The sequence below is a fragment of the Qipengyuania pacifica genome (assembly GCF_019857205.1).
Lineage (GTDB): Bacteria > Pseudomonadota > Alphaproteobacteria > Sphingomonadales > Sphingomonadaceae > Qipengyuania > Qipengyuania pacifica.
Genome location: NZ_JAHWXO010000004.1, coordinates 16,940 through 43,025 on the forward strand (window position 1 = coordinate 16,940; position 26,086 = coordinate 43,025).

Here is a 26,086-nt window from a genome sequence, read left to right on the forward strand (position 1 = left end):
CAGGGGGCGCGCATGGCCGATAAGACGCAGGATATCCACGAAGCGGACCTCGGCACCAGCCCCTCCCGCATCAACGACCCGCATATTCGGCAGGAAATAGCGCGTGCCGTCGTCTGGGTGGGTGTCGTCGGCGCCGTGGCGCTGGCTGTCTGGATTGCTCGCCCGCTACTGGTGATCTTCGGCGCCATGGTTTTCGCGTCCATGATCGATGGCGGCGCTCGTCTGCTTGGCCGTGCCCTTCCCATCGCGCGCGCATGGCGCGTCGCGATCGTACTGGCCGCAACCGTCGCCTTTCTGGCGTGGCTCGGATATTTCGCCGGGTCAACGATTTCGCAGGAAGCGGCCCAGTTTCCCGAGATTATCGAGCGTCAGGTGGGCGAACTGATCTCCTGGGCGCGTTCGCAAGGGTTTGAAATCAACCAGCCGCAATTGCAGGACTATCTCGGTAATATCGGCAGCGGGATCAGCACCGTTACTCGCGCGCTGAGCGGGCTGGTCGGCGGGCTGGCAACGATAGTCCTCATCCTCGTAATCGGCGTCTACGTTGCGATCGACCCGCAACTCTACGAACGCGGCGTCGCCTGGATGCTGCCAAGCGAAAAACGGGATCGTTTCCATGTCACCCTTGCCCGCATGGGCAAGACGATGCGCCGGCTGATGGCCGGTCGCCTCCTCGGCATGCTGGTCGAGGCCGTTTTTACCTACATCATGCTCGGCGTGGTCGCGCCAATGGTTGGCATTGGCGCAGTGCCGATGGCAGCATTGCTCGCCATCCTTACCGGTCTGCTCGCTTTCATTCCCAATCTGGGCGCGATCATCTCAGGTCTGCTGATGGTTCTGGTGGGCTTTTCCGGTGGGGTCGAAATGGGTATTTACACCATCACCGTCTATTTCTTCGTCCAGAACTTCGATGGCTATGTAATCATCCCGATGATTGCGAAGAAGACCGTCGATCTGGCCCCCGCGCTCGTGCTCGCATTCCAGCTGATCATGGGTATTCTGTTCGGCATTCTCGGCCTTTTCCTCGCCGACCCCCTACTGGCGATGATCAAGGTCGCGCTGGAACGCCGGGCGGAACAGGCGCATGAAAACAAACGTGAAGAGGTTGCCACGAATGGCGCGTAAGTTTCTGTATTTTATTGCCGTTTGCATCGTTCTGGTGATCTTGGGAGCAATCGCACTGTCGATCTGGTCTCGCGAGGCGACTGAAATCGCCTTCGTGCCCCGCGGCGAATTCGTCGAGCAGGAACCGTTCGCCGAAAATGCCTATCAGGACCCGAACATGTGGTATTCGCGGCCTGGTCTCGGTACGAACGATCCTTCGCGCTACCAGCCTGCCATCGCGGAAACCGCGCCCGATCCGGCTGATCAGGATCCTTCGCCACAAGCCCCGGCTGCCGAGCAGAGCCTCGATGCAGGCAACCCTCTGCAGACTACCGGCACCGTCACCGGCGAAGCGGCCGATCCGCAGACGCTGCCCGAATTTGCGGTCTTCTTCGTGCCTCCCACCAGTTATATTCAGGCCGGCGGTGACTGGAATTCCAAGATCGACGATGCGACCACCAACAATCGTGCGCGCATCTTCCTCCAGGGGCTCGCCAGCCCGTTCAATCGCGCCGATGAACTCTGGGCGCCCAAATACCGGCAGGCGGCCGCAGGGGCTTTCCTGACCGACAAGCCCGAAGCGCAGCAGGCCATCGATGCGGCCTATGCCGATGTCGCCCAGGCCTTCGATTATTTCATCGATAGCGTGGACGAAAACAAACCGATCGTATTAGCCGGTCACAGCCAGGGCGCTTCCCATGTTCTGCGGCTACTACAGGAAAAGGTAGCCGGTACGCCGCTTGAAGCGCGCATCGCTGCCGTCTATGCCCCGGGGTGGCCGGTGTCGGTCGAACACGATCTTCCCGCGCTTCCATTCCCGGCCTGTGCATCGGCGGGCCAAGCGCAGTGCCTGCTCGCCTGGTCGGCATTTTCCGACGATGGCGATGCCGATCTGATCATGCGCCGCTACGAAGCAACCGTTGGCTACGATGGTCAGCCGCGCGGCACCGGGCCGATCCTGTGCGTCAACCCGCTAACCGGGGCCACCGGGGGCTCGGCTCCCGCCAGCGCCAATCTCGGCACGCTGATCCCCGATCAAAACCTGTCAAAGGGTGAACTGGTCGCGGGCGTCGTTTCCGCACGCTGCGGCGAGAACGGCCTGCTCTATATCGGCGATCCGCCGGAGCTCGGCCAAGGCGTCCTTCCGGGCGGTAATTATCATGTCTACGACATCCCCCTGTTCTGGAAGAACCTGCAGGAAGACGTCGTTACACGGGTGAAGGCATGGACGGCGGCGCAGGCCTCGTAACGGACAACGCCCTGACCTATGGCGACGTGCTACCGGAAGGTGGCGCGCTGCTCGGTCTCGACCTCGGCACGAAGACAATCGGCGTTGCGACCTGCGATGCGGGGTGGCGATATGCGACCGCGGGCAAAACGATCGCGCGCGGCAAGTTTACCAAGGATTGCTGCATCTTGCGCGCGCTTGCTACGGAACGCTCTATTCGTGGCCTCGTCATCGGCCTGCCCCGCAACATGGACGGAACCGAAGGTCCGCGCGCGCAGGCCAGCCGCGCCTATGCGAGGAACCTCTCCGCGGCCCTGGAATTGCCGGTTCTCCTGTGGGACGAACGCTGGTCGACTTCCAGCGCGGAAGCGGCCATGATCGGTCAGGACATGAGCCGCAGCAAACGTGCCGCACGGATCGACAGCCATGCCGCTGCAGTGATCCTTCAGGGCGCCATCGACACGCTGGCGGGCGGCGGGTTTTGATAGCGGCCACGGCGGCTTCACAAACACCCTGTCAACTTGCCTGCAGCCTCGCTATCGCCCTTCCATCATGAGCGAACAGGACCGTAAATTCGATCCGGCCAAGGCCACCGCGTTCTTCACCGGACGCGGTCATTCAGGCTGGCTCGGTCTCAGATATTCGGACCACGGCGACGACTGGGTCGAACTCGAACTGCCCTGGCGCGAAGACCTGCTCGGCGAAGACGGGCAACGCGTCCTGGCATCGGGTCCCATTCTCAGCCTGATGGACATGGCCAGCGGCATGGCCATCTGGCGCGCCATGGACGAATTCACTGCCATCGCGACGCTCGACCTGCGCGTCGATTACGTCCGCCCCGCACGTGAAGGGGCCAGCGTGTTCGGCCGCTCGCAATGCTATCGCCTGACGCGCAGCGCCGCGTTCGTGCGCGGCCTCGCCCATGACGGCGATGCAGATGATCCGGTAGCCCATATCCAGGCGGTCTTCATGAAGATCGCACCCACGGCGAGGCTCTGACATGGCGGACATTCCCGATATCGAAGCGCTGACGCCTTACGCCCGCTCGCTCGGCATTGCGCTGGACCGCTGGGAAGACGGCACGCCGATCATGGCCGTTTCCTTCGACGAGATGGTCGAGGGCCGACCGGATCATTACCACGGCGGCGCGACCGGCGGCTTGCTCGAAACGGCAGGCTATGCAGCGCTGCGTGCCGAACTTGCCCGGCTGGAGCGCGAGGCGGTCCTCAAGCCGATCAACATCACGGTGCAGTATCTCGCCGCCGGCAAGAGTCGCACCAGCTATGCGCGCGGACGGATCACCAAGCTGGGCCGCCGTAGCGCAAACATCACCGTCGAAGCTTGGCAGGACGATCCAGCGCGGCCCATCGCGACCGCGGTGATGAATGTCCTGATGGCCGAACCTTCCGGCTAATTCGCCGCGCCGCCTGACCCCGCGCTTTCCTCGCGCCGGTTCCGGGCTTCGAACCGTCTTTCGTCTACACGTCTGCGCGCTTCCTCGATCGCCGCCTCGTCGACCGCTACGCCCTGATCGCCCACGCTGATATCGACGGGGATGCCGTCGATCTCGGTCGACAGTACCGCTTCGCCATCGCGGATGCGCAGGCGCGAATTTCCGTCCCCGAGGGGAATATCGCCGAGATCGGGCACATCCAGCGGCTCGATCGGTGTGCCCGGATCCGCCTGTTCGCGCGGCTTCGGCTGGCTTGGCGCACCCCTGACGTTCATCGCGCTGTTCATGAAATCACGCCAGATCCGCGCAGGCAGGCCCCCGCCGCTGATCCCGCCCTGCAGCGGGGAATTGTCGTCGTTCCCGATCCACACGCCCACAACCAGGTCACCGGCATAGCCGACGAACAGTGCATCGCGATTGTCCTGCGTCGTGCCGGTCTTGCCGAAATTGGGTCCCGACAGCATTGCTGCCCGCCCCGTTCCGTTATTGATGGCTGCGCGCAGCATCTGTTCCATTTCCGACTGGGTGGAAGATGAAAAGCTCGAAGGTCCATCCCACAGATTGGCAAAGAAACCCCGTTCCGGCCGCGCGAACGCATGCGGTTCTACCGGATATTCATTGGCCGCGATCGCCGCATAGGCGGACGTCAGTTCGAGCAGCGACATGGTCGATGTTCCCAGCGCCAGGCTCGGATCGCCTTCCGGCAATGGTGCCGTAACGCCCAGATCGCGGGCGGTCGCGATCACCTTGGCGCTACCGACGTCGCCCAGCAGGCGCACCGCTGCGACATTGCTCGATTGCGCAAACGCTTCTTCCAGCGTCAGGCTTTCCGAATAGCGCCCGCGGGAATTCTTGGGGCGATAACTGCCTTCGGTGATCTCCGTATTCGCGATCCTGTCCTGCGGGCTCCACCCTGCCCGCAGCGCGGCAAGATAGACGAACAGCTTGAAGGTCGATCCTGGCTGGCGCTTGGCCTGCGTGGCGCGATTGAAGGGCGATTTCGCGTAATCCTTGCCCCCGATCATTGCTACGACCTCGCCATTGCGACGCATGGCGACGAGCGCCACCTGTGCCCCGCCCAATGGGGCATTCTGGGTCACCCGCCGGGCGATGTTCTGCAACCGGCTGTCCAGTGTGGTGGTCAGCGTCTGGCGGGAATAGCCCTGCTCGGTCAGCTCGCGCGCTTCGGGCAGCGCCCAGTCGGCGAAATATGTGCCCGTGGGCAATTCGTTGCGCGCGCGCACGTCCAGCGTCGGCGGCCTCATCTGCCGCGCCTCGGCTTCGGTGATGTATCCCGCATCGACCATGGACTGGACCACGACCCGCATGCGCTTTTCCGCCCGCGCATAATGCTTGGTCGGGGCATAGGCGCTCGGCGCCTGCAGCAGGCCGGCCAGCATCGCGGCCTGATTGGGTTTCAGGTTCTCCGGCCGGCGGTAGAAATAATGCAGGCTCGCTGCGCGCAGGCCATACACATTGTCCCCAAAATAGGCGTTGGACAGATAGCGGCTGAGGATTTCGTCCTTCGTCAGCCAGCTTTCCAGCCAGAATGCAATCAACGCCTCGCGCGCCTTGCGCGTCAGCGTGCGCTCCGGCGAAAGAAAGGTGAATTTGGCGAGCTGCTGAGTGATCGTGCTGCCCCCGCCCGTCCCGGTGAACGCGGCGCGCGCGATCCCGCGCGGGTCCACGCCCCAGTGCGAATAGAACCGCCGGTCCTCTGTCGCCAGGAAGGCCTCGACCACATGCGGTGGAAGCTGCGACACTTCGACCGGCTCATCCGTGATTGCACCGTTGCGGGCGATCGGCGTCCCGTCTGCTGCCAGCAGCGTGATCTGCGGCGCGGCAATCGGCTCGAGCGATTTGGACAGCGGCGCGGTAACCGCCAGCCATGCGACCAACAGTATGAACAGGGCGATGATGGCGGCAAGGATGTGGCTGGCCCACCAGCGCTTGCGGCGGCCAAGCCAGTAATCGCGCTGCCACCAGCGCCGGCGCCGCTTCTCCTCGGCATCGAGAGCATGGTCGACCCGATCCAGCCGATCGTCCCAGTCGTCGTAATCGAGAGCGTCATGCGTGGCGTAATATCCGCGGTGCGGCGGATGGTCCGCCTCCGGAGCGGATCTGCGCAAAAGGGAATCGAGAACGCCCATCGCCTACTGTGTTAACCCAACAACACAGTCAATGATAGGGGGCGCAAGCTTAACTCTTGCCGACTACGCTTTCGGGCAGGTCCTCGCCGAAAACGCGCTGGTAATATTCGGCCACCAGCATCCGTTCTTCCTCATCGCATTTGTTGAGGAAGCTGAGGCGGAAGGCCAGGCCGACATTCTTGAAGATCGCCGCATTCTCCGCCCAGGTTATGACGGTACGCGGGCTCATGACGGTCGAAATGTCGCCATTGATGAAGCCCTGCCGCGACAAATCGGCAACCTTGATCATGTCGGCAACCAGCTTGGGATCGGTCTCGGGGTTCTTCGCCTCAACGATCTTCTGTTCGGTTTCGGCCGGCAGATAATTCAGCGCGACCACGATGTTCCAGCGGTCCATCTGCCCCTGGTTGATCTGCTGCGTGCCGTGATACAGGCCCGACGTGTCGCCGAGGCCAACCGTGTTGGCGGTGGCGAACAGGCGGAAATTCGCATCGGGGCGGATCACGCGATTCTGGTCGAGCAGGGTAAGTTTGCCCTGCTGTTCCAGCACGCGTTGGATCACGAACATTACGTCCGGGCGGCCAGCATCATATTCGTCGAATACCAGCGCCACCGGGTGCTGCAGCGCCCAAGGAAGCAGACCTTCGCGGAATTCGGTAACCTGCAGCCCGTCGCGCAGCACGATCGCATCGCGACCGACCAGGTCGATACGGCTGATATGCGCATCGAGGTTGATGCGGATGCACGGCCAGTTGAGACGCGCGGCAACCTGTTCGATATGCGTCGACTTGCCCGTACCGTGATAGCCCTGAACCATCACCCGCCGATCATGTGCAAATCCGGCCAGGATCGCCAGCGTCGTGTCCGGGTCGAAAACATAGTTTTCGTCCAGATCGGGCGTGCGTTCGTCGGGCTTTGAAAACGCCGGAACCTGCCAGTCGATATCGATCCCGAAGGTCTCGCGAACGTCCACGGTAATGTCGGGCGCGGCGAGCACGGTTTTGGCGGATGCGTCGAAGGTCTTGTCGGTCATGTCATTCATCTTGTTGGCGGGTTAGACGGATGGATAGGTGGCTGCAAGCAACGAAATCGCTGTGGGCCCCAAGCCGCTCTCGACTCGCCGTCCGCCCCGCCGCATAATCGCCCGCGATGCCACCGACCCCGCTTTCAGAACGTCTGCGCCTCAAGCTGGTCGAGCGTGTACGCGGCGTTTTCAACGATGTCGAAAGCGGCCAGCAGCCGGTGCCGACATCCGATGAAGCGCTGTTTCCAAAGGATTCGCCGATCCGGATGGTCCATGCCGACATCGTCGCCATGATGGTCGGCGGGGTGCGCGGACTGCTGCTGCAGATGCTCCACCCGCATGCGCTGCAGGGCGTGCTCGATCATTCGAACTTCCGCACGGACATGCATGGTCGGCTGCGCCGGACCGCGCGTTTCATCGCCGTGACGACCTTCGGCCATCGGGAGGATGCGATGGCCGCGGTCGACCGCGTCAACCGCATTCACGCCAAGGTCGGCGGCACCCTGCCCGACGGCACGGCATACTCCGCTACCGATCCCCGCACGCTCGCCTGGGTCCATGTTGCGGAAGCGACCAGCTTTCTGGCGGCCTATCTGCGCCACGTCCGCCCCGACATGCCCGGCAGCGAACAGGATGAATATTATCGCCAGTTCGCTGTGATCGCCCGCGCTCTGGGCGCCGATCCGGTGCCGATCGACCGGCGTGAAGCCGAAGCGATCTTTCGCGATCTGCGCACCGATCTCACCGCTTCGCCCGCTGCACGCGAAATCGCCCAACTGGTCCTGACGCAGAAGCCGCCAGGTTCGCCCCCTGCTGTTCAGGCCCTGCTGGGCGCAGAAGCGGTTGCCCTCTTGCCCCCGTTTGCGCGATCCATGCTTGCGCTGGAACGTCCAGGCCTTGCCGCCATCCCTGCCCGCGCCGCGACATGGGGAATGGGCAAAACCCTGCGCTGGGCTTTCCGTCAGAATTGAGAAGGCTGGCCTTCTGTTGAGGCGCTCACCTCATGCCGAGCATCCCGCGTTTTGCGCATACGCTGAAAGTGGCGATGATCAGTATGGCCCAGATCAGCGTCAGAATGTCGATCATCTGGGGCTGCGGCACAAAACCGAAAATCGAAAACGCCGCCCAGCCGCCTATGAAAAGCAAGACGAGGTAAAAGGCGGTAGATCCTGCCTGACGCGAAACCGTGCGCATCAATTCATCGGAATGTTTCATCGATCGCACGGATGCAAGCGTCGCGATCACGAGGAGGACACCTGCCGCGACAGCGCCTGCCATGGGCGCAAGCAGAGCACCGGGACCGGTCAGGGCGAGAACTGCGAGCACCCCGCCAAAGGCTACACTTCCAATTCCGCTAGCCAAAAGGCTTTGCTTCATTTCACGCAATTCCTCGGCATCCTGAACGTTGAGGAATCGCGCTCCAAGGCGCGGCGACAATGCACCGAAGCCAACGAGCACGCCCATGAAGCCATACAGCATCGCCACCAGCAATGCGATCTCGCGCGAAGGGCCGAGCGAGCCGAGCGCACCGCTATCGATGAGCGTCATCAGTCCAAGCGCCCCGAAAAAGCCGGTCAGCGCGCCGCCGCCGATCATCAGCGCAAGTTTGCGCCCCTTGTGCGGGGGCTGGGAAAGGTCTGTCGATGCAGTGTTCATGGCTGTGGCTCCCAGTCGTCGATGAAAAGTTCGGGCACCGACACGCCGAACAGTTTCGACATGCGCAGCGCCAGAGGCAGGGACGGATCGTATTTGTCGGTTTCGACCGCATTGATCGTCTGCCGGGACACACCCAGCCGGCGCGCGAGTTCACCCTGGCTCCAGCCATGTGTTTCGCGAAATTCCTTCAAGCGGTTTTTCAACGACTCATCCTTCTGCCTGACAAGAGCTCTTTACTGTAAAGACTTCTTGTCAGTCAAGACCTCTTTACAGATGCACTTGGGTCCGCAAACTCCAACCGCCTCAGGCAAAGAAGATCAGTCGATCTTCTCGGGCAGTTCGAATATGTCCATGAACCGCTCCGCCAATTCGGGATCGCCATCCAGACGGATGCCCACGTCGGCTAACGGCATGCCGACATAGAATGCCCCGGCCAGCGCCGGCCCGTCGGGCGCATGGAAGACCACGTCGCACCCGTCCGCATCGGTCCGGGAAACCGCCATGGCACCGTCTTCCAGATCGGCCACCAAACTCACATCCGGGAACTTGAAACCCACCCGCATCGCCAGTCCAGCGGCCCTGTCCTTATCGAACATGGTGCGCAGCGACAGCAGGAAGCTGGTGGGCGAGAGCGGCAACGTCGGGTCGTGCTGCGAAGATTGCGCGGCCCAGCGTCCCAGTTCCTGGATTAGCGGTTCGGCCGCATAGCCCCACCGGGTCAGCTCATAGACTCGCGCGCTCGACGGCGCTGGCAGAGTGCGATGGATCAGAACACCCGCCCCCTCGAGCTTTTCCAGCCGCTCGGTAAGCACTTTGGCCGAAATACCGGGCAGATTGGCGCGAAGGGCGGAAAACCGCAGTGCGCCGAACATCAATTCCCTTACGATCAGCAACGACCACCGTTCGCCGACCAGTTCCATTCCGAACGCCGTGCCGCAGGCGTCGTTGTACCACCTTCCGTGCACATCGGCATCGGGTCGACGCGGTTTAGTTTCTTTTTGTAACTTCATAGTTGCTTTTAGTAACTCACAGGTGCACCAATCGCAAGTCGCGAGTCGGCCAAAGAGGGAGAGGCATCGATGACCCGGAGGAAATTCGCAGATCTGCCAGAGGCGCGCGTCGCGCGCCCCCGTTCCCCGCACTCTTGGAAAAGTCGCGCATGAGGGGCCGTCCGCCAAACCATAGCCAACGATAATAAACGGCCCCGCGCCCCATCCCCGAGGAGAGAGATGATGAGTTATTTCGACGGTTTCGTGCTTGCAGTGCCCACCGCCCGCAAGGACAAGTTCATCGCCCATGCCACGCTGGGCGACGCCGTGTTTCAGGATGAAGGGGCCCTTCGCATCGTGGAAGCCTGGGGCGACGATGTGCCCAAGGGCAAGGTCACCGATTTTCAGGGCGCCGTGCAGGCGAAGGACGACGAGACGATCGTCTTCGCGTGGGTCGAATGGCCCGACAAGGCCCACCGTGACGATGTGATGGCGCGTTCGCAGGAATGGATGGCGGATCCGCGCATGGATCCCGAAAACAACCCCATGCCCTTCGATGGCAAGCGGATGATCTACGGCGGGTTCGATACGCTGGTCGACGAAGGCGATGGCGGCGGCGACTATGCCGATGGTTATCTTGTCCCGGTGCCCGAAGCGCGCAAGGAGGATTACCGCGCGCTCGCCGCAAAGATGGCGCCCGTCTTCCGCGGCTATGGCGCCACCCGCGTGGTCGAGGCGTGGGGCGACGATCTGCCCGACGGCAAGCTCACCGATTTCCGCCGCGCCGTTAAGGCGGAAGATGGCGAGAACGTCGTCTTCTCCTTCGTGGAATGGCCCGACAAGGCGACCCGGGATGCCGGCTGGGCCAAGATGATGGAGGAGGACGGCCCCGACGGAGACATGCCGTTCGACGGAAAACGCATGTTCTGGGGCGGTTTCCGGCCCGTAGTCGACCTGCAGGCCCGCTGACGCATGGCCGATCCCGTCACCATCTGGACGCTCGACTGGGTGCCCGAAACGCCGCGCGGTTTCGTGCGCGACCTGCGGCTGCGCTGGGCGTGCGAGGAGGCGGGCCTTCCCTATCGCATCGCCACCGTTCCGTTCGACGATCGCGAAACCAACCATCTCGACCGGCAGCCCTTCGGCCAGGTGCCGATGCTGGAGGACGGCGATCTGCGCCTGTTCGAAAGCGGGGCCTGCGTCATCCACCTCGCGCGCAAGGGCGGCATACTGATCCCGGCCGATCCCAAGGGCGAGATCAAGGTTCTGCAGTGGATCATGGCCGCGCTCAATTCGATCGAGATGGTGACCATGCCCTGGGTGGTGCTTACATGGTCGGACGAGGAATTCGCCGGCATCACCGGCTGGCTCGACAAGCGGCTGGCGCAGATCGAAGCCGTGCTGGCCGGTCGCGAATGGCTGGTGGGCGACACCTTCACAGCCGCCGACCTCATCATGGCCGACGTGCTGCGCGTCGATCTGGTGCGCAAGCACGGCGATCGCCCGGCAAGCGAAGCCTATGTCCGCCGCGTCACCGACCGTCCTGCCTTCCGCAAGGCGCATGCCGACCAGCTGGCCCATTTCGCGGTCGCCGATGCAAACCGAGAGGAGAAGTCCGATGGCTGACAGTCAGGGCGATTTCGTCTGGTACGAACTGATGACCGGCGATGCCGATGCCGCGCAGGCATTCTACGAACCGCTGCTCGGGTGGACATTTGCCGGCAGCGGCATGTCCGACATGGACTACCGGCTCGGCAGCGCCAACGGCGTGGAGGTGGTCGGCCTGCTCGAGCTGACGCAGGACATGACCAGCGGCGGCGCACGGCCGGCGTGGATCGGCTACATCGCGGTCGCCGATATCGACGCCTCGCTGACCAGGCTCAAGGAACAGGGCGGCCAGCTGTTCAAGGGGCCCAACCATCTCGAAGGCGTCGGCCGCATGGCCATGGTCGCCGATCCGCAAGGTGCGCCCTTCTATCTCATGCAGCCCGAAGGTGAAGCGAGCCAGTCCTTCGCCAGATACGAACCGCGCCCTGGCCATTGCGCGTGGAACGAACTGATGAGCGGCGACCGGCAGGGCGCGCACGATTTCTACACCGCCCTGTTTGGCTGGGAGAAGGCCGACAGCATGGATATGGGCGAGATGGGCTCCTACGACATGTACCGCGCCGGCGATTACATGCTGGGTGCGATCATGCAGAAACCGGACGACATGCCCGCCAGCCTGTGGAGCTATTATTTCCGCGTTCCCGAAATCGAACCTGCGGCAGATTATGTGCGATCCAACGGCGGCCAGGTGATCAACGGACCGATGGAAATCCCGGGCGGCGAGCACGTGTTCAACGCCATCGACCCGCAAGGCGCGATGTTCAGCCTCATCGGCAAAGGAGCTTAAGCCATGGCAGACTATACCCTTTTCACCAATCCGATGAGCCGCGGCCAGATCGCGCGCTGGGCGCTGCACGAAGCGGGCGCGGATTACGATACCCAGCTCGTCGAATGGGACGACAGGCCGCAGGCCCTGCTGGATGCCAACCCGATGGGCAAGATCCCCACCCTCATCCACCATCACAACGGGCACGATCACATCATCACCGAATGCGCGGCGATCTGCCATTACCTGGGCGCGATGCAGGCCCCCGAACTGACCCCGAAGGCGGAAGAGACGGCGGATTATTTCCGCTATTTCTTCTTCGTCGCCGGCCCTGCCGAACAGGCAATCACCACGCGTGCCATGGGCTGGTCTGCCGAGGATCCGCAAAAGCAGATGATGCTCGGCTACGGCACCTTCGACAAGGCGATGGACACGTTCGAAACGCTGATGACGGGCCGCGATTATGTCTGCGGCGACCGCTTCACCATGGCCGATGTCTATGTCGGCAGCCAGGTCGACTGGGGGCTGACCTTCGGATCGATGCCCAGTCGCCCCGCGTTCGAGGATTACGCCGCCCGCCTGCGCGAACGCCCGGCCTACAAGGAAGCCAAGGCGATCGACGCCAGACTGATCGAGGAGCGGCAGAATGGCTGACAAGCTCACCACCGTCCTCTGGTTCGACGGCGATGCCGAGGAAGCGGCCCGCTTCTACGCCGATACCTTGCCCGACAGCGCCGTGGGCACGATCTTTCGCGCGCCGTCCGATTTCCCCGGCGGAAAACAGGGCGATGCGCTGACGGTAGAATTCACCGTCTGCGGCCGCGCGTATTCCGGCCTCAACGGCGGCGATATGTTCAAGCCGAACGAGAGCGTCAGCTTCATGGTGGTGACCGAGGACCAGGCCGAAACCGACCGCTACTGGGACGCGATCACCGGCAATGGCGGGCAGGAAAGCGCCTGCGGCTGGTGCAAGGACAGATGGGGGTTCAGCTGGCAGATCACCCCGCGCACCCTGCTGGAATCGCAGGCCGCCGGCGGCGAGGAAGCACGCCGCGCCTTCGAAGCCATGATGACGATGCGCAAGATCGACGTCGCTGCCATCGATGCGGCACGCAAGGGGGACTGATCCGATGATACGCAAACTGACCGGCGCCGCCTTCGTCTCGCTCGACGGGGTGATGCAGGCCCCCGGCGGCCCTACCGAAGATCCCACCGGCGGCTTCGACGAAAGCGGCTGGGTCTTCCGCATGGACGACGACGGCATAAACGATACGCTCGGCGCGCTGTTCGGTGCGCCCTACGATCTGCTGCTGGGGCGCCGCACCTACGATATCTTCGCGGCCTACTGGCCCTATGTCGAAGGCGAGAATGCCTTCATGGGCGAATCGCTGACGCAGGCGGGCAAATACGTCCTCACCAGCAGCGACGCGCCGCTCGAATGGGAAAACTCGCACCGCCTGTCCGCCATCGACGAGGTGCCCGCCCTCAAACAGAGCGACGGCTCCGACCTGCTGATCCAGGGTTCGAGCACGCTCTATCCGCAATTGCTGGATGCGGGCCTGCTCGACCGGCTGGTGCTGATGACCTTCCCCATCGTGCTGGGCAAGGGCAAGCGCCTGCTCGATGGCGCGATGTCCGCCGGCAAGCTGAGGCTGGTCGACCACCGCGTCACAAGCAAGGGGACCGTCATCACTACCTACGAGCCGGACGGCACCATTCCGCCCATGCCCGCCAACGCTCCCGAACCTGCCACCAGCAAGCGCGAGATGGCGCGGCGGGCGCGGATCGAGGCGGGAACTTGGTGATGCTGGCGCTCTACGGCCACCGCTTTTCCTCCTACACGTGGAAAGCGCTGATCCCGCTCTACGCCAACGGCACAGAATTCGAATTTCGCGATGTCGATCCGGGCGTGCCCGATGGCCCGGCCAATATGGATTTCGTGCGCAAGGCCCACCCCGCGGGAAAATTCCCGGTGCTGGCGGACGGCGATGCCACCGTTATCGAGGCGACCGCGATCGTCGAACACCTTGCCGTGCACCACCCCGGCCCGGCCCCGCTCATCCCCGCCGATCCGGCAGAGGCCGCCACCGCCCGGATGATGGACCGGGTGTTCGACAATTACGTGATGGGCACCGCGCAGCTCGTCGTGAACGCCTATATCGCCGATGCGCAGAACCCCGATCCGGAGCAGCTCGACCTCGGACGCACCGGCCTGCTGCGCGCCTATCGCTGGCTCGAAGGCTGGCTGGCCGACCACAGCCTGCCGCCCCACGTCAGCCTCGTCACCTGTGCGGCGGCCCCGGCACTGTTCTATGCCGACTGGGTCGAGCGCATCCCCGAAGACTGCCCCCGCGTTGCCGCCCTGCGCGCCGAAATCCTCGCCCTGCCCGCGGTCGCCCGCTGCATCGACGACGCACGCCCCTACCGCCACTATTTCCCCCTCGGCGCCCCCGATCGGGACTGATCGCATTCGAGCGTTCCGTGCTGGAAGCAGACGGGCAGATAACGACCCAATTTCGGACGACCGACGAGACGCCTCATCCCTCCGAAGGCGGTCGCGGCATAAGTGCCTTGCATAACAAGTATACTCTGCTTAGGAACCTTGCATGGCAAGGAACTCGATTGAGGCGCACGAGGAGACTGCACGCTGGGAGGTTCAGCTGCGCAAGGGCGTGCTCGAGTTTGCAATCCTGCTGACGCTGCGTGGAGGGGAGCACTACGGATTTGAACTGGTGACCAGTCTCACCTCGAAAGCCCGGATCAATGTGCCAGAGGGAACAATCTACCCTCTCCTGCTGCGGCTCGCCAAGGACGGCCTGATTAAATCCGAGATGCGAGACGGCGAAGGAGGCGCGCCTCGCAAATACTACACGCTTACCCCGCGAGGCGTCGTGCTGCTCGAAGCCATGATCCCACGCTGGAAGCAGCTTTCCACCTCGGTCGAAGGCCTGCTTGCTGGAGAAGAAAATGACTGAACTTTTCGATGATCCCGCAATGGTAAAATTGTGGAACGCCTATTTTAGCGAGTTCGACAAGTTAAGCGCGCCTTTGGGGGACGAGGGGCGCGAACTGCGGAGTGATCTTGAGCGGCATGTGATGGAAAGCATCGGCGCGCAACCAGCGACTGGCAATCCGGCGCAACAGCTGAAGGTTGCGTTGAAGCGACTTGGTCGTCCGATCGATTACCTCCATCCGATCCTAGGCGAACGCTATATCTCTCGCGCCACGCACACATATAGTCCGGTCGCGGTCGGGAAGGGATTATTTCATACCATTCTCGCCGGTGGAGGCCGGTTGCTGGCAGCGAGTCTGTTCTGTCTCGGCTATCTGTTCATAGCGGTTTTCGCGGTTATCGCCCTTTCAAAACCCTTCTGGGCGGACAACGTCGGATTGTTCCGCGCTCCCGATGGAACGATCGCCGCAGGTATCGTAGCCGAAACGGCGGAACACCAAGAAGTGCTTGGCTGGTGGTCCATTCCAATCGCGCTCGCCCTAGCGATGCTCACTTATCTCCTGCTCACCAAGGGTTTGGGTCGGCTGATACGAACCCAATAACGCATTTATCTCAAAACCTTGCAATACAAGGGTGGAAAATGAACCAAACCGAACATGCCGCCCGATCATTCCCGTGGACCTTCGTCGTGCTCACCTATGGGTTAAGCTGGAGCATTTGGGTTGCGGGCTGGCTGTTATCTGGCAAGCCGATAGAATCCGGCGCGTCTGGCACGATGATGGCGGCAATCCTCCTTGGTTCCTTCGCGCCAGGGATGGTCGCGGCAATGTTGTTGGCGCGGTCCGGGGGTGCAAGCAAAGTCAAAGCGTGGCTGCGGGATTTCATTCAGATTCGGTGCGGATGGCGAGCCTATGCCGCTGCTCTGCTACCTTTTCCCATCGCCTTGCTCATTCTGACGGCACTGTTTGGATATGTGCCAATGCCTGACGCCGCCGGGGGAGATGCACCCGCACTGTTTTACCTTACAATCTTCCCGGTCTCGATCCTTAACGGCGTGGCGACGGTTTTCATGGGCGCTGGTCCCCTCGGCGAGGAAGGGGGCTGGCGGGGCTATCTCTTGCCGCGCTTGATCGAGGTTCACGGTGAGTGGCGCTCCTCGCTGATTATCGGGGTCATCTGGTCGCTATGGCATCTTCCGGTAATGGCCATGTTCCCCGATTGGCGCGACGGGATCGACTTCTGGACATACCTACCGCTCTACACATTGAGCGTGACGGCACTGTCCTACCTCATGACGCGCGTGTGGGTGATCGGAAGAGGCAGCCTAATCCCCGTTATCTGGCTGCATGGACTCGTTAATGCGGTAGGTCCGATGGCTTTCAACCGCGAACTATGGTCGAGCACATGGTCGCAAGGGTTCGGGGTATTACTGTTCGCTGTGGCGGCGCTCGCGTCGGCGCTCGTGCTTAATCGCAATGCTACGAAGAGAAAAAGCGAATGACCGCTCTATCTTCTTTCTCACCAGAACCCGTCAGTCTCAAAACCACCCCAATTGCAGTCGCTCTTGTGTAACGAGAGATACTATTTTATTTTGTGCGAATGGATCAGGAAAAGCGCGAGCTTCGTCATCAGTTGAAGAATGCCGAGCAGGAGAAACTCGCGCTTAAAGGCTTGGTGAAACGAGCAGCAGACGAGCTCGATGATCTGGCAGAAGCAGATTGCTCGGAAGAGGCCATTGATAGCGCAAAGGCTCAGGCTGAGCGGTTTCGAAAGGTCATCGGCTCCAAAGCGGAGCAATGACAGCCGTCCACCCGCTGCCGCAAGATCGGCGTGTATGATCTAGAGCCAGGGCGCGATCCGGTTTCGACCCTGCGTAATCCCGGAGGTTTGAATGCTATCGCCAACAACGCTTGCCGCCGCATTCGACCGGGTGTCGGAATACTGGTCGCCCAAGGTGATCGGTCAGGTCAACGATCAGCTTCTCAAGGTCGCAAAGCTCAAGGGCGAATTCGTGTGGCACGCGCACGAGGGGCAGGATGAGCTCTTTTATATCGTTAAAGGATCGCTTCGAATTGAGTTTGAGAACGAAGCCGTCGATCTCGAGCAGGGCGACTTCCTCACCGTACCCAGCGGCGTCCGCCACAATCCTGTCGCGCGGGAGGAATGCTGGGTGCTGCTGATCGAGCCAGCTGCAACAAAGCATACTGGGGAAGAGATCACATCGCGCACCCGCAGCCTTCAGGAACAGCTCGGCCAATAGCCGTACGGCTGCCCTGCCCTCAGCAGTCCTCGAAATTGGCTACTCCGGTTCCTCCAGCTCTCGTCATTCCCGCGCAGGCGGGAATCCAGCCCGGCCCGGCGCGTCATCGCCGTCTCGCCAATGACTGCAGCCATGCCCGCCACCAGCCGTAGGACCCTCTCTCGAACAATCCTATTTCTGCGCTAAATACTTGACTTTCATGCACCTTTTCGGCATAGACCCCGCCGGATCGGGAGGGCGCGAAAGCTGGTGCACCCCCTTCCTTGCCCCCATGGCCCGCGACGGCGGTGTCCGAAAGGGTGACGCGGCCGGTGCGAAAGGCGCGGGCGTCCAGATCGGGATCGGATGACCTCATCCGGATCGCAAGGACACCTCTCCTCCTTCACCGGATGCGGCAGGCAGTACGATAGCGGTTGCGGGGCCCTTTCGCCCGCGCGGACAGCGGCAGGGGCTCACGCTTTGTAAGGCGAACCCTCCCCGTCGCACCGATTGCCCATGTCGCACTCGAGTATAATCGGGGTTCAGGTTCGTGTTCATGCCCTGCCGCCTCAAGGCTCCGGCAGTGCATGAAATATCCGTGCGATGCGGCTTTACCGCCGCTTCGCACGAGGCCCGGCAGGCAGCCACGCGAACCGCGCCGATACTCCCCGGCCACCGCCATCCCGCTCCCGGGCTACGCCGCGCGTCTCGCGCAAGGTTCGCCCCGGCCGCGTGATCTTGTTTTGTAGGCATTACAGTCCGGGCTCGCCGCCGGATGCTTTCGTGTGCGGAAACAACCTCATTGCCGAGCCGCTTGGAATTCGCGCATAAGGAACCTCTGTCACATGCAGGAGGCGCCTATGCATTTCATGCAGCTTCTGAAGTCGCTCGATGAACTTCTCTACGAGGTCATGAGCTGGCTGGTCTTCTTCCCGCTCACGCTCTGGCGAACACTTACGCAGCCCATCACGATGATGGAGTATGCGGACAGCGAACTGCATGATCCCGAAGAACAGCAATATGAGGATGCGCTCAGTCCGCCACTGTTCCTGCTTCTCGCGATACTGATCACCCAGGCCATTTCCATGTCGGTCGACTCCGGCACGAACACATTCGTCGCGGATCAGGCGGGCCTGGCGAGCCTGATCCAGGACGATACCTCGTTCCTGCTCCTGCGTCTGGCCGTCTTCTCGCTCATCCCGATGGCCTTTGCCGTAAGCCAGGTAGGCGGGCGGAAAAGGCGGATGACCCGCAAGGGCCTTCAGGCTCCCTTCTATGCACAATGCTACCCGGTGGCTGCCCTGGCGCTGACGCTGGGCGTGTGCACCTCCATACTCTCGTCGAACACTGGCGAGGGGCCAAGACTGGCGGCGCAGCTTCTCATCGTCATTGCGCTACTGCTGTTCCTGGCGCTTGAAATGCGCTGGCTGCGCCGGCGCCTACATTGCGGGTGGCTAAAGGCCACCGGAAGAGCGGCAGCCGCTTTCGCCGTAGGTATTTGCACTGCCATCGGGCTGGCTTGGCTTTTCACCTAGCGGTGATACACTTTCGCGGTCATCGTGACAGGAGATGCGCATGCGACTCGCGCATTTGTCTCGCTATCGGCGCTTGTGTCGGCTCAACCCAGCCAGGCTCAGGCTCCTCCCGACATCGCGGATCTGGTCGGCGCCCGCGCAGCAGGCGGAGAGACGCAGCTGGAAGCGCGCGGCTACGATTACGTTCGCGGTCAGACAGGCGACGATCGCGTGTGGACCTATTGGTGGAACCCACGAACGCAGGTTTGCATAACGGTATCGACGGTCAACGGTCGCTACGAGGCAATCACCCCCTCGCCCGCGCCGGATTGCGGCCAGGCCCAGGCTCGCCCAACCACTCTTCCGGACAGACCGGTCCGCCCCATGCCAGTCCCCTCGGATCCCGATGCAGCAGCTTCGAACCTCGGCCTGGTATGTTTTGGCGAAGGCCAGCGGCCGCAGCTCGCGACGAAGTACGGCTACACCTGGGACGACAAGAAGGAGCGTTATACCTACGGCAATCGCACGGAACTCGCCGCCGAAGACTTCGATGCATCCGTGAGCATCCAGTTGTGGGACGGGGGCGGCCGGATCCGGCTTCCCAAGAAACTCATCCCGCCGCTCCATTCGCGCGGTCAGGATGGCTGGTGGAACCTCGACGCGGTCGTCGCCACGCGCGACACGATCACGGCGCAATATCGTCTCAACGGGCTCAACAAGCCAAGGCTTTCGATCGACCGCAGAAGCGGACGCATCTCTATCCGGGGGGCCTCCGATTATGCTTTTTCCGGGACTTGCGACACGGTGGATAACGAGCAGCGGCGCTTCTGACGGCTGCTCGCATCCCGCCGCCGATCCAGGCCCGGGAATTGAAAATTAGGTAATCCGGCCCGCCCGTGCTACAACGCAGTTGCTGACGTCGAATTATGCGACGGACTTCGGATTTTGACGACCGCCGCTTGCTTTCGATAGCCCCGGCGCAAACCAGACGACGACTTCCTTTCATCGGACGATTCTAAGCACGACCTTGCCGCATGCTGCGGCGGGGCAACCCCATGCGTTCTTGAAAGGAACTATCATGAGCAAGACCGGAACCGTAAAATTCTTCAACACCGACAAGGGCTACGGCTTCATCCAGCCCGACGACGGTTCGGACGACAGCTTCGTTCACATCAGCGCCGTACAGGCTGCTGGCATGAACTCGCTCGATAAGGACCAGCGCCTCAATTACGAAGTCGAAACCGGCCGTAATGGCAAGGCCAGTGCGATCAATCTGTCGGCTGCCGACTAAGCACCTGCCAAGGTCTCTTCCGCGTGCTCGTGCGACCCTGCACGCGGAAGGGGCACCCTACCCGATGACCAAACTTTGCGGAGCGCTATCATGAGCCAGACATTCGAATTCTACGATACCCGTGCCCGCGAAGCTGCCGTCGAAGCAGAAGCGGCCACGCTCGACAACGTCAAGGAACGCAGCCTTCGCGCTGAAAAGACCTGGCGCGGCTTGGCCAATCAGGCCCGCAAGGTGAAAGCGGACCGCGAAAGGCACGAGAGCGAACGCCTCGCCGCCCGCCAACTGGCCGAAAGCGCCAGCCAGTAACAGGCGCCCTATCGGTCCGGAGCGCGTCAGCCGAAAGCTTTCTCTCGGCGCACGGCCCGCCCCGTTAGCCGACGTTAGTGTCTACCCAGACGCCTTCGCTTTTCTGCGCCAGGCATGCAGCAGCGGTTCGGTGTAACCGCTCGGCTGCTCTACACCCTTGAAGATCAGATCCTTCGCCGCACTGAAAGCGGGGCCGTCCTCGTTTTCCAGCAGCGGCCGGTAGAAGGGATCGCCAGCATTCTGGCCGTCGACCTTGGCGGCCATGCGGCGCAGGCTGTCCATCACCTGCTCTTCGGAAATCACGCCGTGCAGCAGCCAGTTGGCGATGTGCTGGCTGGAAATGCGCAGCGTCGCGCGGTCTTCCATCAGGCCGACATCGTTGATGTCCGGGACCTTGGAACAGCCCACGCCCTGATCGATCCAGCGCACGACATAGCCCAGCAATCCCTGGCAATTATTGTCCAGTTCCTCGCGGATTTCGTCCTGCGACCAGTTCGTGCCGTCCGCCAGCGGAATGGTCAGCAATTCGTCCAGCTTGGCCGCGGCGGGCAGGCCCTTCTGTATCTCGAACACGTCCTCGCGGTGATAATGGATCGCGTGCAGCGTCGCGGCGGTTGGGCTCGGCACCCAGGCCGTGTTCGCCCCGGCGCGCAAATGCCCGATCTTCTCGATCATCATCTGCCCCATCAGGTCGGGTGCGGCCCACATGCCCTTGCCGATCTGCGCCCTGCCCGACAGGCCGCATTTCAGACCGATCCCGACATTGCGCGCCTCATAGGCCTTGAGCCAGGCGGAGTTCTTCATTGCGCCCTTGCGCATCATCGGCCCCGCCCGCATCGAGGTATGGATTTCGTCCCCCGTACGGTCGAGGAAACCCGTATTGATGAAGACGATCCGGTCCTTCACCGCGTGGATGCAGGCGGCGAGATTGGCCGATGTGCGCCGTTCCTCGTCCATCACGCCGACCTTGATCGTGTGCCGTTCAAGCCCCAGCAAATCCTCCACCGCATCGAACAGATCGTTGGTGAAGGCGCATTCTTCCGGCCCATGCATCTTGGGCTTCACGATGTAGATGCTGCCGCAGCGCGAATTGCCATGGCGGCCAAGCTTTGCAACGTCCTGCGCGCCGATCGCGCTGGTGACGACGGCATCCATGATGCCTTCGGGGATTTCCTTCCCGTCCCAGCGCATCGCCGGGTTTGTCATCAGATGTCCGACATTGCGCACGAACATCAGGCTGCGGCCGGGCAGCGAATGCTGTGCTCCCTTGTCGTCGGTCCAGACCACATCGCTGGCGAGTTCGCGCGTGACGGTGCGCCCGCCTTTTTCGAAACTCTCCGACAGGTCGCCGCGCATGATGCCCAGCCAGTTGCGATAGGCCACCAGCTTGTCCTCGGCATCCACTGCCGCGACCGAATCCTCGCAATCCGCGATCGTCGTCAGCGCAGCTTCGAAAACGATATCCGCGATGCCGAGCCGGTCCGTCTTGCCGACCTGGCTGTCGGGGTCGACGACCAGTTCGATATGCAGCCCGTTATGCCGGAACAGCGGCCCGCGTTCCGTCCTGCCGATGTGCTGTGCCGGATCGGCGAGTTCGATGGCATCGAGGTCTGCGAGATCGGCCCAGCCACCACTGGCGAGCGGCACGATCTCGTCGAGCAGCCTGCGCCCTTCGGCAATCACCGCAGCGCCGCGCTCCTCGTCGTAGCCGCCCGGCTTCGCAGGCGCCGCATCCAGCACGTCGGTGCCGTAAAGCGCATCGTACAGGCTGCCCCAGCGCGCATTGGCGGCATTGAGCAGGAAGCGTGCATTGAGGATCGGAACCACCAGCTGCGGCCCCGCCATCGTCGCGATCTCGGAATCGACGTTCTGCGTGCCGATGGTGAAATCACCCGGTTCGGGGACGAGATAGCCGATCTCCTGCAGGAATGCGCGATAGGCGCCGCTATCGTGCGGCTTGCCCGCATGTTCGCCGTGCCAGGCATCGATCTTCGCCTGCAATTCCTCGCGCTTGGCAAGCAAGGCGGCGTTGCGCGGCGCGAATTCCTCCAGCAGTGCGGCAAAGCCCTGCCAGAACCCGTCGACATCGCGGCTCAGCGGGCCAAGCACTTCGGTTTCGATGAAATCGGCAAGCTTGGGGTCGGCTTCGATCCCGGCGCGCGTTACGTATTGTGTCATGAAACTCCTCGGGGGCAGATGCAGTCGTGGCAATGTCGGACCCGGGGAGGAACGGCACGGTCTATGCCGCCAGCCGTTGATCAATGCAAGGCGCGGGGTGGACTCGGGCTTGCTCGGGATTAAGGACGTTGCACATGAAACCTGATAATGCACCGCAAGCCCTGCTCGACACGATCGATGCCGATACGATGCTGCGTGAAGTGCAGGACTGGGCGGCCATCAATACCGGCACCGCCAATATCGAAGGGCTGGATCGCATGGCCGGCATCCTGGCCGATGCTTTCAGCATCCTGCCGGGTGACGTCGAACTGATCGACCCTGCGACCGTAACGGCCATATCCGCCGAAGGGCGCGAATTCGAAAAACCGCACGGGCGGCACATGGTTCTGCGCGTCCGGCCCGATGCGGAACGGCGCTTCGTGCTGACCGGCCACATGGACACGGTCTTCCCTGTCGATCACCCGTTTCAGGAGGTCAGCTGGATCGACGATGACACGATCAACGGCCCCGGCACTGCCGATATGAAGGGCGGCCTCGATGTTATCCTCCATGCGCTGAAGACGTTCGAGACGATGGAGTGCGCCCCGCGGGTCGGATACGATGTGATGATCAACTCGGACGAGGAAACCGGCAGCCTCGCCAGCCGCTCCCTGATCGAGAAACTGGCCCGCGGAAAATATGCCGCGCTCACCTATGAACCCAGCGCCCTGCCCGATGGAACGCTGGCCCATGCACGCGGCGGTACGGGCAATTATTCGATCACCTTCACGGGCAAGTCCGCCCATGCCGGGCGCAATCCGCACGACGGGCGCAATGCCATCGTCGCAGCATCCGATCTCGTGTTGCGGATCAAGGCCCTCGAGGCAGACGACATCACCGTCAACCCCGCCAAGATCGAAGGCGGCAGCGCGAACAATGTCGTGCCTGACCTTGCCATCCTGCGGTTCAACATTCGCCCCAAATCGACCGACGCCATGAACCGCTTCGATGAGAAGCTCGACGCTGCTCTCGCTGCCATCGAGGCCGATCATGAAGTCGGCATCCACCGTCACGGCGGTGTGACCCGTCCTCCCAAGCCGGTCGACGAAAAGGCGCAGCGCCTGTTCGATCTCGTCAAAACATGCGGCGCTGAACTCGGGCAGGACATCGGCTGGAAGCCGACCGGCGGCGTGTGCGATGGCAACAATATCGCGGCTACCGGCGTACCCGTCGTGGACACGATGGGCGTCCGCGGCGGCGCCATTCATTCGCCCGACGAATTCATGATCGTTCCTTCGCTGCACGAACGCGCCGCGCTTAGCGCGCTGGTTCTCGCCAAGCTATCTTCCGGAGACCATCTGTGACTTTTCGCCTGCGCGCCGCGCATATCAGCGACCTCGAACACCTCTACGAGATGGCCAAGCTGACCGGCGGCGGTTTCACCAATCTGCCGGCCGATCGCGCAGCGCTGACCAAGAAGCTTGAACGGGCGGATGATGCCTTTTCGCGCGACGCCGACGAACTTGGCGACGACCAGTTTACACTCGTGCTGGAAAATACCGAAACCGGCCAGGTGCGCGGCACCTGTCAGATTTTCAGCCAGGTCGGCCAGCAATGGCCGTTCTACAGCTATCGCCTCAACACGTTGACCCAGCACAGCCAGGAACTTGATCGCACCGTGCGGGCCGAACTCCTCAGCCTGGTTACCGATCTGGAGGGGTCGTCCGAAGTGGGCGGTCTGTTCCTCCACCCGGGAGAACGCGCAGGCGGGCTCGGCCTGCTTCTCGCACGCAGCCGCTATCTGTTCATTGCCATGCACCGCCACCGCTTCGCCAACCGCATTCTGGCCGAACTGCGCGGCGTGATCGACGATCGCGGCGGCTCGCCCTTCTGGGACGGCGTGGCCGGCCGCTTCTTCGGCATGACCTTTCAGGAAGCCGACTATTTCAACGCCATCAACGGCAATCAGTTCATTGCCGATCTGATGCCCAAGCACCCCGTCTATGTCGCCATGCTGGATGACGAAGCGAAGAAGGTAATCGGCGTCCCCCACCCGTCGGGCCGCGCCGCCATGCGGATGCTGGAAAACGAAGGCTTCGCCGCAGAAGGCTATGTCGACATCTTCGATGGCGGCCCTTCCATGACGGCACGCACCGACAATGTGAAAAGCATCGCCGGGTCCACTCCGGGACGGGTTTCCGCAACCGATCTCGACATTGGCGAGCGCGCGCTGATCGCCACCGGCACGCTGGGCACGTTCCGCTGCGCCTACGGTATGCGGGAGACAGGCGAGGACGGATCCGTCGCCATCGACGCGATCTGTGCCGCAACACTCGAAGTCGGCGAAGGCGACGAGGTGTGGAGCGTGGCGCGATGAGCAAGCTGGTCGAGATCAATTTCGACGGGATCGTCGGACCCAGCCACAATTATGCCGGCCTCAGTCTCGGCAATATTGCCAGCGCCAGCCACAAGGGCAACGCTTCCTACCCGCGCGCGGCAGCGTTGCAGGGGATCGCGAAGATGCGCGGCAATTTGGAGCGCGGGCTTGCACAGGGCTTTTTGCTTCCCCTTCCCCGGCCCAATTTCGGCCTGCTGCGCGATCTGGCGGTAGGCGACGATACGAACCCGGCGCTCGTGGCCGCTGCATGGTCGGCCAGTTCGATGTGGACTGCCAATGCCGCCACCGTCAGTCCTGCGCCGGATACCGGCGATGGCCGCTGCCATCTGACGCTGGCCAATCTGGTAACCATGCTGCACCGCGGGCAGGAATGGCGCGATACGCAAGCGCAGCTGAAGATCGCATTCGGTGATCAGCGGCATTTCGCGGTGCACGATGCGGTCCCGTCCAGCTTCGGCGACGAAGGTGCGGCCAATCACATGCGGTTTTGCGACAGTCACGATGCACCCGGCGTGGAGGTGTTCGTCTTTGGCCGGCCCGGCGGGCGCTTTCCCGCGCGCCAGCACGAACAGGCAAGCCGCGCCGTCGCCCGGCTGCATGGCCTCGATCCCCGGCGCTGCGTCTTCATCGAACAGAACCCGGCGGCCATCGAGGCCGGGGCGTTTCACAACGACGTCGTCGCCGTCGCGAACGAGAAAGTCCTGTTCACGCACGATCAGGCCTTTGCCGACCAGATCGACGCCTACGAAGCCATCCGGGCCGTATTCCCCGACCTCCATGTCGTGGAAGTGCCGGAAAGCCAGGTTTCTCTCGAAGAGGCGATCCGTACCTATCTCTTCAATGCGCAGCTCGTGACATTGCCCACCGGCGAAATGGCGCTGGTCGTCCCCAGCGAATGCCAGGAAAGCGCCAGCGTCTGGTCGTGGTGCGAACGCATGCTCGCGTCCAACGGTCCGATCCGTCACGTCATCCCTGTCGATGTGCGCCAATCGATGGCGAATGGCGGCGGCCCGGCCTGCCTGCGGCTGCGCGTGGTGGCAGATCCTGCAACGGTCGACGCGCGGTTCTTGCTGGACGAGGCGAAGGCCGAACGGATCGAGGCGGTGATTGCCCAGATGTGGCCGGAAACAATTCAGCCCGATGAAATTGGAACCGAAGCTCTCGCAGCGAAGGTCATCGAAGCGCGCGAAGCCCTGCTGGCCGTGTTGTCGCTGGACGAACTGGCATAATTTCCACCGCCCCAGATTGGG

Annotated in this window: 31 protein-coding genes; 25 read left to right on the forward strand and 6 right to left on the reverse strand. The window is 62.5% G+C overall.

Translation table 11 applies throughout. The features are described 5' to 3' along the window. The first annotated feature begins 12 nt into the window (after positions 1 to 12). From KYK83_RS07385 to KYK83_RS07405, 5 genes are all read left to right on the forward strand, one after another. Complete coding sequence (locus KYK83_RS07385) at positions 13 to 1,125, forward strand: AI-2E family transporter (protein WP_222827760.1); 1,113 nt, start codon at positions 13 to 15, stop codon at positions 1,123 to 1,125. Beyond that, positions 1,115 to 2,353 carry a DUF3089 domain-containing protein gene (locus KYK83_RS07390; protein WP_103024340.1) on the forward strand — a complete coding sequence of 413 codons (1,239 nt, stop codon included), beginning with the start codon at positions 1,115 to 1,117 and terminating at the stop codon, positions 2,351 to 2,353. Before KYK83_RS07385 ends, KYK83_RS07390 begins: the two co-directional genes overlap by 11 nt. After that, positions 2,329 to 2,817, forward strand: a complete 489-nt coding sequence (gene ruvX, locus KYK83_RS07395; protein ID WP_222827761.1) for a Holliday junction resolvase RuvX — start codon at positions 2,329 to 2,331, stop codon at positions 2,815 to 2,817. Before KYK83_RS07390 ends, ruvX begins: the two co-directional genes overlap by 25 nt. 67 nt (positions 2,818 to 2,884) lie before the next feature. Further along, a complete protein-coding gene (locus tag KYK83_RS07400; protein WP_103024338.1) occupies positions 2,885 to 3,331 on the forward strand; it encodes a PaaI family thioesterase in 447 nt (148 codons plus the stop codon). Between the two features lies 1 nt (position 3,332). Beyond that, positions 3,333 to 3,746, forward strand: coding sequence for a PaaI family thioesterase (locus KYK83_RS07405; protein ID WP_221598573.1), 414 nt, complete (start codon positions 3,333 to 3,335; stop codon positions 3,744 to 3,746). On the opposite strand, the gene KYK83_RS07410 is transcribed toward KYK83_RS07405, so the two are convergent. Both KYK83_RS07410 and cobS read right to left on the reverse strand, forming a co-directional pair. Then, positions 3,743 to 5,935: a transglycosylase domain-containing protein gene (locus KYK83_RS07410; RefSeq protein ID WP_222827762.1), complete on the reverse strand. Its 2,193-nt coding sequence runs from the start codon at positions 5,933 to 5,935 to the stop codon at positions 3,743 to 3,745. The genes KYK83_RS07405 and KYK83_RS07410 overlap by 4 nt on opposite strands. Before the next feature lie 49 nt (positions 5,936 to 5,984). Next, on the reverse strand, positions 5,985 to 6,977 hold the full coding sequence (gene cobS, locus KYK83_RS07415) for a cobaltochelatase subunit CobS (RefSeq protein WP_221598575.1): 993 nt from the start codon (positions 6,975 to 6,977) through the stop codon (positions 5,985 to 5,987). Positions 6,978 to 7,084: 107 nt separating this feature from the next. On the opposite strand from cobS, the gene KYK83_RS07420 reads away from it, so the two are divergent. Next, complete coding sequence (locus KYK83_RS07420; protein WP_222827763.1) at positions 7,085 to 7,930, forward strand: oxygenase MpaB family protein; 846 nt, start codon at positions 7,085 to 7,087, stop codon at positions 7,928 to 7,930. 25 nt (positions 7,931 to 7,955) lie between these two features. On the opposite strand, the gene KYK83_RS07425 is transcribed toward KYK83_RS07420, so the two are convergent. From KYK83_RS07425 to KYK83_RS07435, 3 genes are all read right to left on the reverse strand, one after another. Then, the gene (locus KYK83_RS07425; RefSeq protein WP_222827764.1) at positions 7,956 to 8,615 is read right to left on the reverse strand and encodes a hypothetical protein; all 660 of its coding nucleotides are present in this window, start codon (positions 8,613 to 8,615) and stop codon (positions 7,956 to 7,958) included. Then, positions 8,612 to 8,818, reverse strand: a complete 207-nt coding sequence (locus KYK83_RS07430; RefSeq protein ID WP_222827765.1) for a helix-turn-helix transcriptional regulator — start codon at positions 8,816 to 8,818, stop codon at positions 8,612 to 8,614. Before KYK83_RS07430 ends, KYK83_RS07425 begins: the two co-directional genes overlap by 4 nt. Before the next feature lie 114 nt (positions 8,819 to 8,932). Beyond that, a complete protein-coding gene (locus KYK83_RS07435) occupies positions 8,933 to 9,625 on the reverse strand; it encodes a winged helix-turn-helix transcriptional regulator (RefSeq protein ID WP_248284331.1) in 693 nt (230 codons plus the stop codon). A 222-nt stretch (positions 9,626 to 9,847) separates the two neighbouring features. On the opposite strand from KYK83_RS07435, the gene KYK83_RS17615 reads away from it, so the two are divergent. The 16 genes from KYK83_RS17615 (at position 9,848) to KYK83_RS07515 (ending at position 20,281) form a co-directional block, all read left to right on the forward strand. Then, a complete protein-coding gene (locus KYK83_RS17615; protein WP_222827766.1) occupies positions 9,848 to 10,573 on the forward strand; it encodes a DUF1428 domain-containing protein in 726 nt (241 codons plus the stop codon). 3 nt (positions 10,574 to 10,576) lie between these two features. After that, complete coding sequence (locus KYK83_RS07445; protein WP_222827767.1) at positions 10,577 to 11,230, forward strand: glutathione S-transferase family protein; 654 nt, start codon at positions 10,577 to 10,579, stop codon at positions 11,228 to 11,230. Beyond that, complete coding sequence (locus tag KYK83_RS07450; RefSeq protein ID WP_222827768.1) at positions 11,223 to 11,999, forward strand: VOC family protein; 777 nt, start codon at positions 11,223 to 11,225, stop codon at positions 11,997 to 11,999. The genes KYK83_RS07445 and KYK83_RS07450 overlap by 8 nt, the downstream gene beginning before the upstream one ends. Positions 12,000 to 12,002: 3 nt before the next feature. Next, the gene (locus KYK83_RS07455; protein WP_222827769.1) at positions 12,003 to 12,632 is read left to right on the forward strand and encodes a glutathione S-transferase family protein; all 630 of its coding nucleotides are present in this window, start codon (positions 12,003 to 12,005) and stop codon (positions 12,630 to 12,632) included. Continuing rightward, positions 12,625 to 13,104, forward strand: coding sequence for a VOC family protein (locus KYK83_RS07460; RefSeq protein WP_222827770.1), 480 nt, complete (start codon positions 12,625 to 12,627; stop codon positions 13,102 to 13,104). Before KYK83_RS07455 ends, KYK83_RS07460 begins: the two co-directional genes overlap by 8 nt. Positions 13,105 to 13,108: 4 nt before the next feature. Next, on the forward strand, positions 13,109 to 13,783 hold the full coding sequence (locus KYK83_RS07465) for a dihydrofolate reductase family protein (RefSeq protein WP_248284332.1): 675 nt from the start codon (positions 13,109 to 13,111) through the stop codon (positions 13,781 to 13,783). Continuing rightward, positions 13,783 to 14,442, forward strand: coding sequence for a glutathione S-transferase family protein (locus tag KYK83_RS07470; protein WP_248284333.1), 660 nt, complete (start codon positions 13,783 to 13,785; stop codon positions 14,440 to 14,442). The genes KYK83_RS07465 and KYK83_RS07470 overlap by 1 nt, the downstream gene beginning before the upstream one ends. Before the next feature lie 142 nt (positions 14,443 to 14,584). Beyond that, entirely contained in the window at positions 14,585 to 14,953 is a 369-nt protein-coding gene (locus KYK83_RS07475; protein WP_222827772.1) for a PadR family transcriptional regulator, read from the forward strand. Continuing rightward, positions 14,946 to 15,533, forward strand: a complete 588-nt coding sequence (locus tag KYK83_RS07480; protein WP_222827773.1) for a hypothetical protein — start codon at positions 14,946 to 14,948, stop codon at positions 15,531 to 15,533. The genes KYK83_RS07475 and KYK83_RS07480 overlap by 8 nt, the downstream gene beginning before the upstream one ends. Positions 15,534 to 15,571: 38 nt before the next feature. Next, positions 15,572 to 16,432, forward strand: a complete 861-nt coding sequence (locus KYK83_RS07485; RefSeq protein WP_222827774.1) for a CPBP family intramembrane glutamic endopeptidase — start codon at positions 15,572 to 15,574, stop codon at positions 16,430 to 16,432. A gap of 98 nt (positions 16,433 to 16,530) precedes the next feature. After that, positions 16,531 to 16,731, forward strand: a complete 201-nt coding sequence (locus KYK83_RS07490) for a hypothetical protein (protein WP_103024323.1) — start codon at positions 16,531 to 16,533, stop codon at positions 16,729 to 16,731. A 91-nt stretch (positions 16,732 to 16,822) separates the two neighbouring features. Beyond that, positions 16,823 to 17,191 (forward strand): cupin domain-containing protein, encoded by a 369-nt coding sequence (locus tag KYK83_RS07495; RefSeq protein ID WP_222827775.1) that lies wholly within the window; start codon positions 16,823 to 16,825, stop codon positions 17,189 to 17,191. Positions 17,192 to 18,030: 839 nt separating this feature from the next. After that, positions 18,031 to 18,705, forward strand: a complete 675-nt coding sequence (locus tag KYK83_RS07500) for a hypothetical protein (RefSeq protein ID WP_222827776.1) — start codon at positions 18,031 to 18,033, stop codon at positions 18,703 to 18,705. 75 nt (positions 18,706 to 18,780) lie between these two features. Beyond that, complete coding sequence (locus KYK83_RS07505) at positions 18,781 to 19,515, forward strand: hypothetical protein (RefSeq protein ID WP_222827777.1); 735 nt, start codon at positions 18,781 to 18,783, stop codon at positions 19,513 to 19,515. Between the two features lie 247 nt (positions 19,516 to 19,762). After that, complete coding sequence (locus KYK83_RS07510) at positions 19,763 to 19,975, forward strand: cold-shock protein (RefSeq protein WP_103024320.1); 213 nt, start codon at positions 19,763 to 19,765, stop codon at positions 19,973 to 19,975. A gap of 90 nt (positions 19,976 to 20,065) precedes the next feature. Continuing rightward, positions 20,066 to 20,281: a hypothetical protein gene (locus KYK83_RS07515; RefSeq protein ID WP_196845741.1), complete on the forward strand. Its 216-nt coding sequence runs from the start codon at positions 20,066 to 20,068 to the stop codon at positions 20,279 to 20,281. 81 nt (positions 20,282 to 20,362) lie between these two features. On the opposite strand, the gene KYK83_RS07520 is transcribed toward KYK83_RS07515, so the two are convergent. After that, a complete protein-coding gene (locus KYK83_RS07520; protein ID WP_222827778.1) occupies positions 20,363 to 22,459 on the reverse strand; it encodes a malate synthase G in 2,097 nt (698 codons plus the stop codon). Positions 22,460 to 22,593: 134 nt separating this feature from the next. Here KYK83_RS07520 and KYK83_RS07525 point away from each other — a divergent pair, with 134 nt between their 5' ends. Genes KYK83_RS07525 through KYK83_RS07535 form a run of 3 tightly spaced genes read left to right on the forward strand, consistent with a single transcriptional unit; the run spans position 22,594 to position 26,065 of the window. Next, positions 22,594 to 23,802: a hydrolase gene (locus KYK83_RS07525; RefSeq protein ID WP_222827779.1), complete on the forward strand. Its 1,209-nt coding sequence runs from the start codon at positions 22,594 to 22,596 to the stop codon at positions 23,800 to 23,802. Beyond that, positions 23,799 to 24,815: an arginine N-succinyltransferase gene (locus KYK83_RS07530; RefSeq protein WP_222827780.1), complete on the forward strand. Its 1,017-nt coding sequence runs from the start codon at positions 23,799 to 23,801 to the stop codon at positions 24,813 to 24,815. Before KYK83_RS07525 ends, KYK83_RS07530 begins: the two co-directional genes overlap by 4 nt. Further along, on the forward strand, positions 24,812 to 26,065 hold the full coding sequence (locus tag KYK83_RS07535; RefSeq protein WP_222827781.1) for an N-succinylarginine dihydrolase: 1,254 nt from the start codon (positions 24,812 to 24,814) through the stop codon (positions 26,063 to 26,065). The genes KYK83_RS07530 and KYK83_RS07535 overlap by 4 nt, the downstream gene beginning before the upstream one ends. Positions 26,066 to 26,086: the final 21 nt, after the last annotated feature.

Coding starts and splice junctions, on each gene's coding strand:
- KYK83_RS07410 (WP_222827762.1), bottom strand. CDS start 5,935: ATGGGCGTTCTCGATTCCCTTTTGCGCAGATCCGCTCCGGAGGCGGAC.
- cobS (WP_221598575.1), bottom strand. CDS start 6,977: ATGAATGACATGACCGACAAGACCTTCGACGCATCCGCCAAAACCGTG.
- KYK83_RS07525 (WP_222827779.1), top strand. CDS start 22,594: ATGAAACCTGATAATGCACCGCAAGCCCTGCTCGACACGATCGATGCC.
- KYK83_RS07390 (WP_103024340.1), top strand. CDS start 1,115: ATGGCGCGTAAGTTTCTGTATTTTATTGCCGTTTGCATCGTTCTGGTG.
- KYK83_RS07485 (WP_222827774.1), top strand. CDS start 15,572: ATGAACCAAACCGAACATGCCGCCCGATCATTCCCGTGGACCTTCGTC.
- KYK83_RS07470 (WP_248284333.1), top strand. CDS start 13,783: ATGCTGGCGCTCTACGGCCACCGCTTTTCCTCCTACACGTGGAAAGCG.
- KYK83_RS07460 (WP_222827770.1), top strand. CDS start 12,625: ATGGCTGACAAGCTCACCACCGTCCTCTGGTTCGACGGCGATGCCGAG.
- KYK83_RS07510 (WP_103024320.1), top strand. CDS start 19,763: ATGAGCAAGACCGGAACCGTAAAATTCTTCAACACCGACAAGGGCTAC.
- KYK83_RS07535 (WP_222827781.1), top strand. CDS start 24,812: ATGAGCAAGCTGGTCGAGATCAATTTCGACGGGATCGTCGGACCCAGC.
- KYK83_RS07400 (WP_103024338.1), top strand. CDS start 2,885: ATGAGCGAACAGGACCGTAAATTCGATCCGGCCAAGGCCACCGCGTTC.
- KYK83_RS07435 (WP_248284331.1), bottom strand. CDS start 9,625: ATGAAGTTACAAAAAGAAACTAAACCGCGTCGACCCGATGCCGATGTG.
- KYK83_RS07495 (WP_222827775.1), top strand. CDS start 16,823: ATGCTATCGCCAACAACGCTTGCCGCCGCATTCGACCGGGTGTCGGAA.
- KYK83_RS07405 (WP_221598573.1), top strand. CDS start 3,333: ATGGCGGACATTCCCGATATCGAAGCGCTGACGCCTTACGCCCGCTCG.
- KYK83_RS07425 (WP_222827764.1), bottom strand. CDS start 8,615: ATGAACACTGCATCGACAGACCTTTCCCAGCCCCCGCACAAGGGGCGC.
- KYK83_RS07455 (WP_222827769.1), top strand. CDS start 12,003: ATGGCAGACTATACCCTTTTCACCAATCCGATGAGCCGCGGCCAGATC.
- KYK83_RS07500 (WP_222827776.1), top strand. CDS start 18,031: ATGCATTTCATGCAGCTTCTGAAGTCGCTCGATGAACTTCTCTACGAG.
- KYK83_RS17615 (WP_222827766.1), top strand. CDS start 9,848: ATGAGTTATTTCGACGGTTTCGTGCTTGCAGTGCCCACCGCCCGCAAG.
- KYK83_RS07480 (WP_222827773.1), top strand. CDS start 14,946: ATGACTGAACTTTTCGATGATCCCGCAATGGTAAAATTGTGGAACGCC.
- KYK83_RS07520 (WP_222827778.1), bottom strand. CDS start 22,459: ATGACACAATACGTAACGCGCGCCGGGATCGAAGCCGACCCCAAGCTT.
- KYK83_RS07475 (WP_222827772.1), top strand. CDS start 14,585: ATGGCAAGGAACTCGATTGAGGCGCACGAGGAGACTGCACGCTGGGAG.
- ruvX (WP_222827761.1), top strand. CDS start 2,329: ATGGACGGCGGCGCAGGCCTCGTAACGGACAACGCCCTGACCTATGGC.
- KYK83_RS07515 (WP_196845741.1), top strand. CDS start 20,066: ATGAGCCAGACATTCGAATTCTACGATACCCGTGCCCGCGAAGCTGCC.
- KYK83_RS07420 (WP_222827763.1), top strand. CDS start 7,085: ATGCCACCGACCCCGCTTTCAGAACGTCTGCGCCTCAAGCTGGTCGAG.
- KYK83_RS07465 (WP_248284332.1), top strand. CDS start 13,109: ATGATACGCAAACTGACCGGCGCCGCCTTCGTCTCGCTCGACGGGGTG.
- KYK83_RS07450 (WP_222827768.1), top strand. CDS start 11,223: ATGGCTGACAGTCAGGGCGATTTCGTCTGGTACGAACTGATGACCGGC.
- KYK83_RS07490 (WP_103024323.1), top strand. CDS start 16,531: ATGGATCAGGAAAAGCGCGAGCTTCGTCATCAGTTGAAGAATGCCGAG.
- KYK83_RS07445 (WP_222827767.1), top strand. CDS start 10,577: ATGGCCGATCCCGTCACCATCTGGACGCTCGACTGGGTGCCCGAAACG.
- KYK83_RS07385 (WP_222827760.1), top strand. CDS start 13: ATGGCCGATAAGACGCAGGATATCCACGAAGCGGACCTCGGCACCAGC.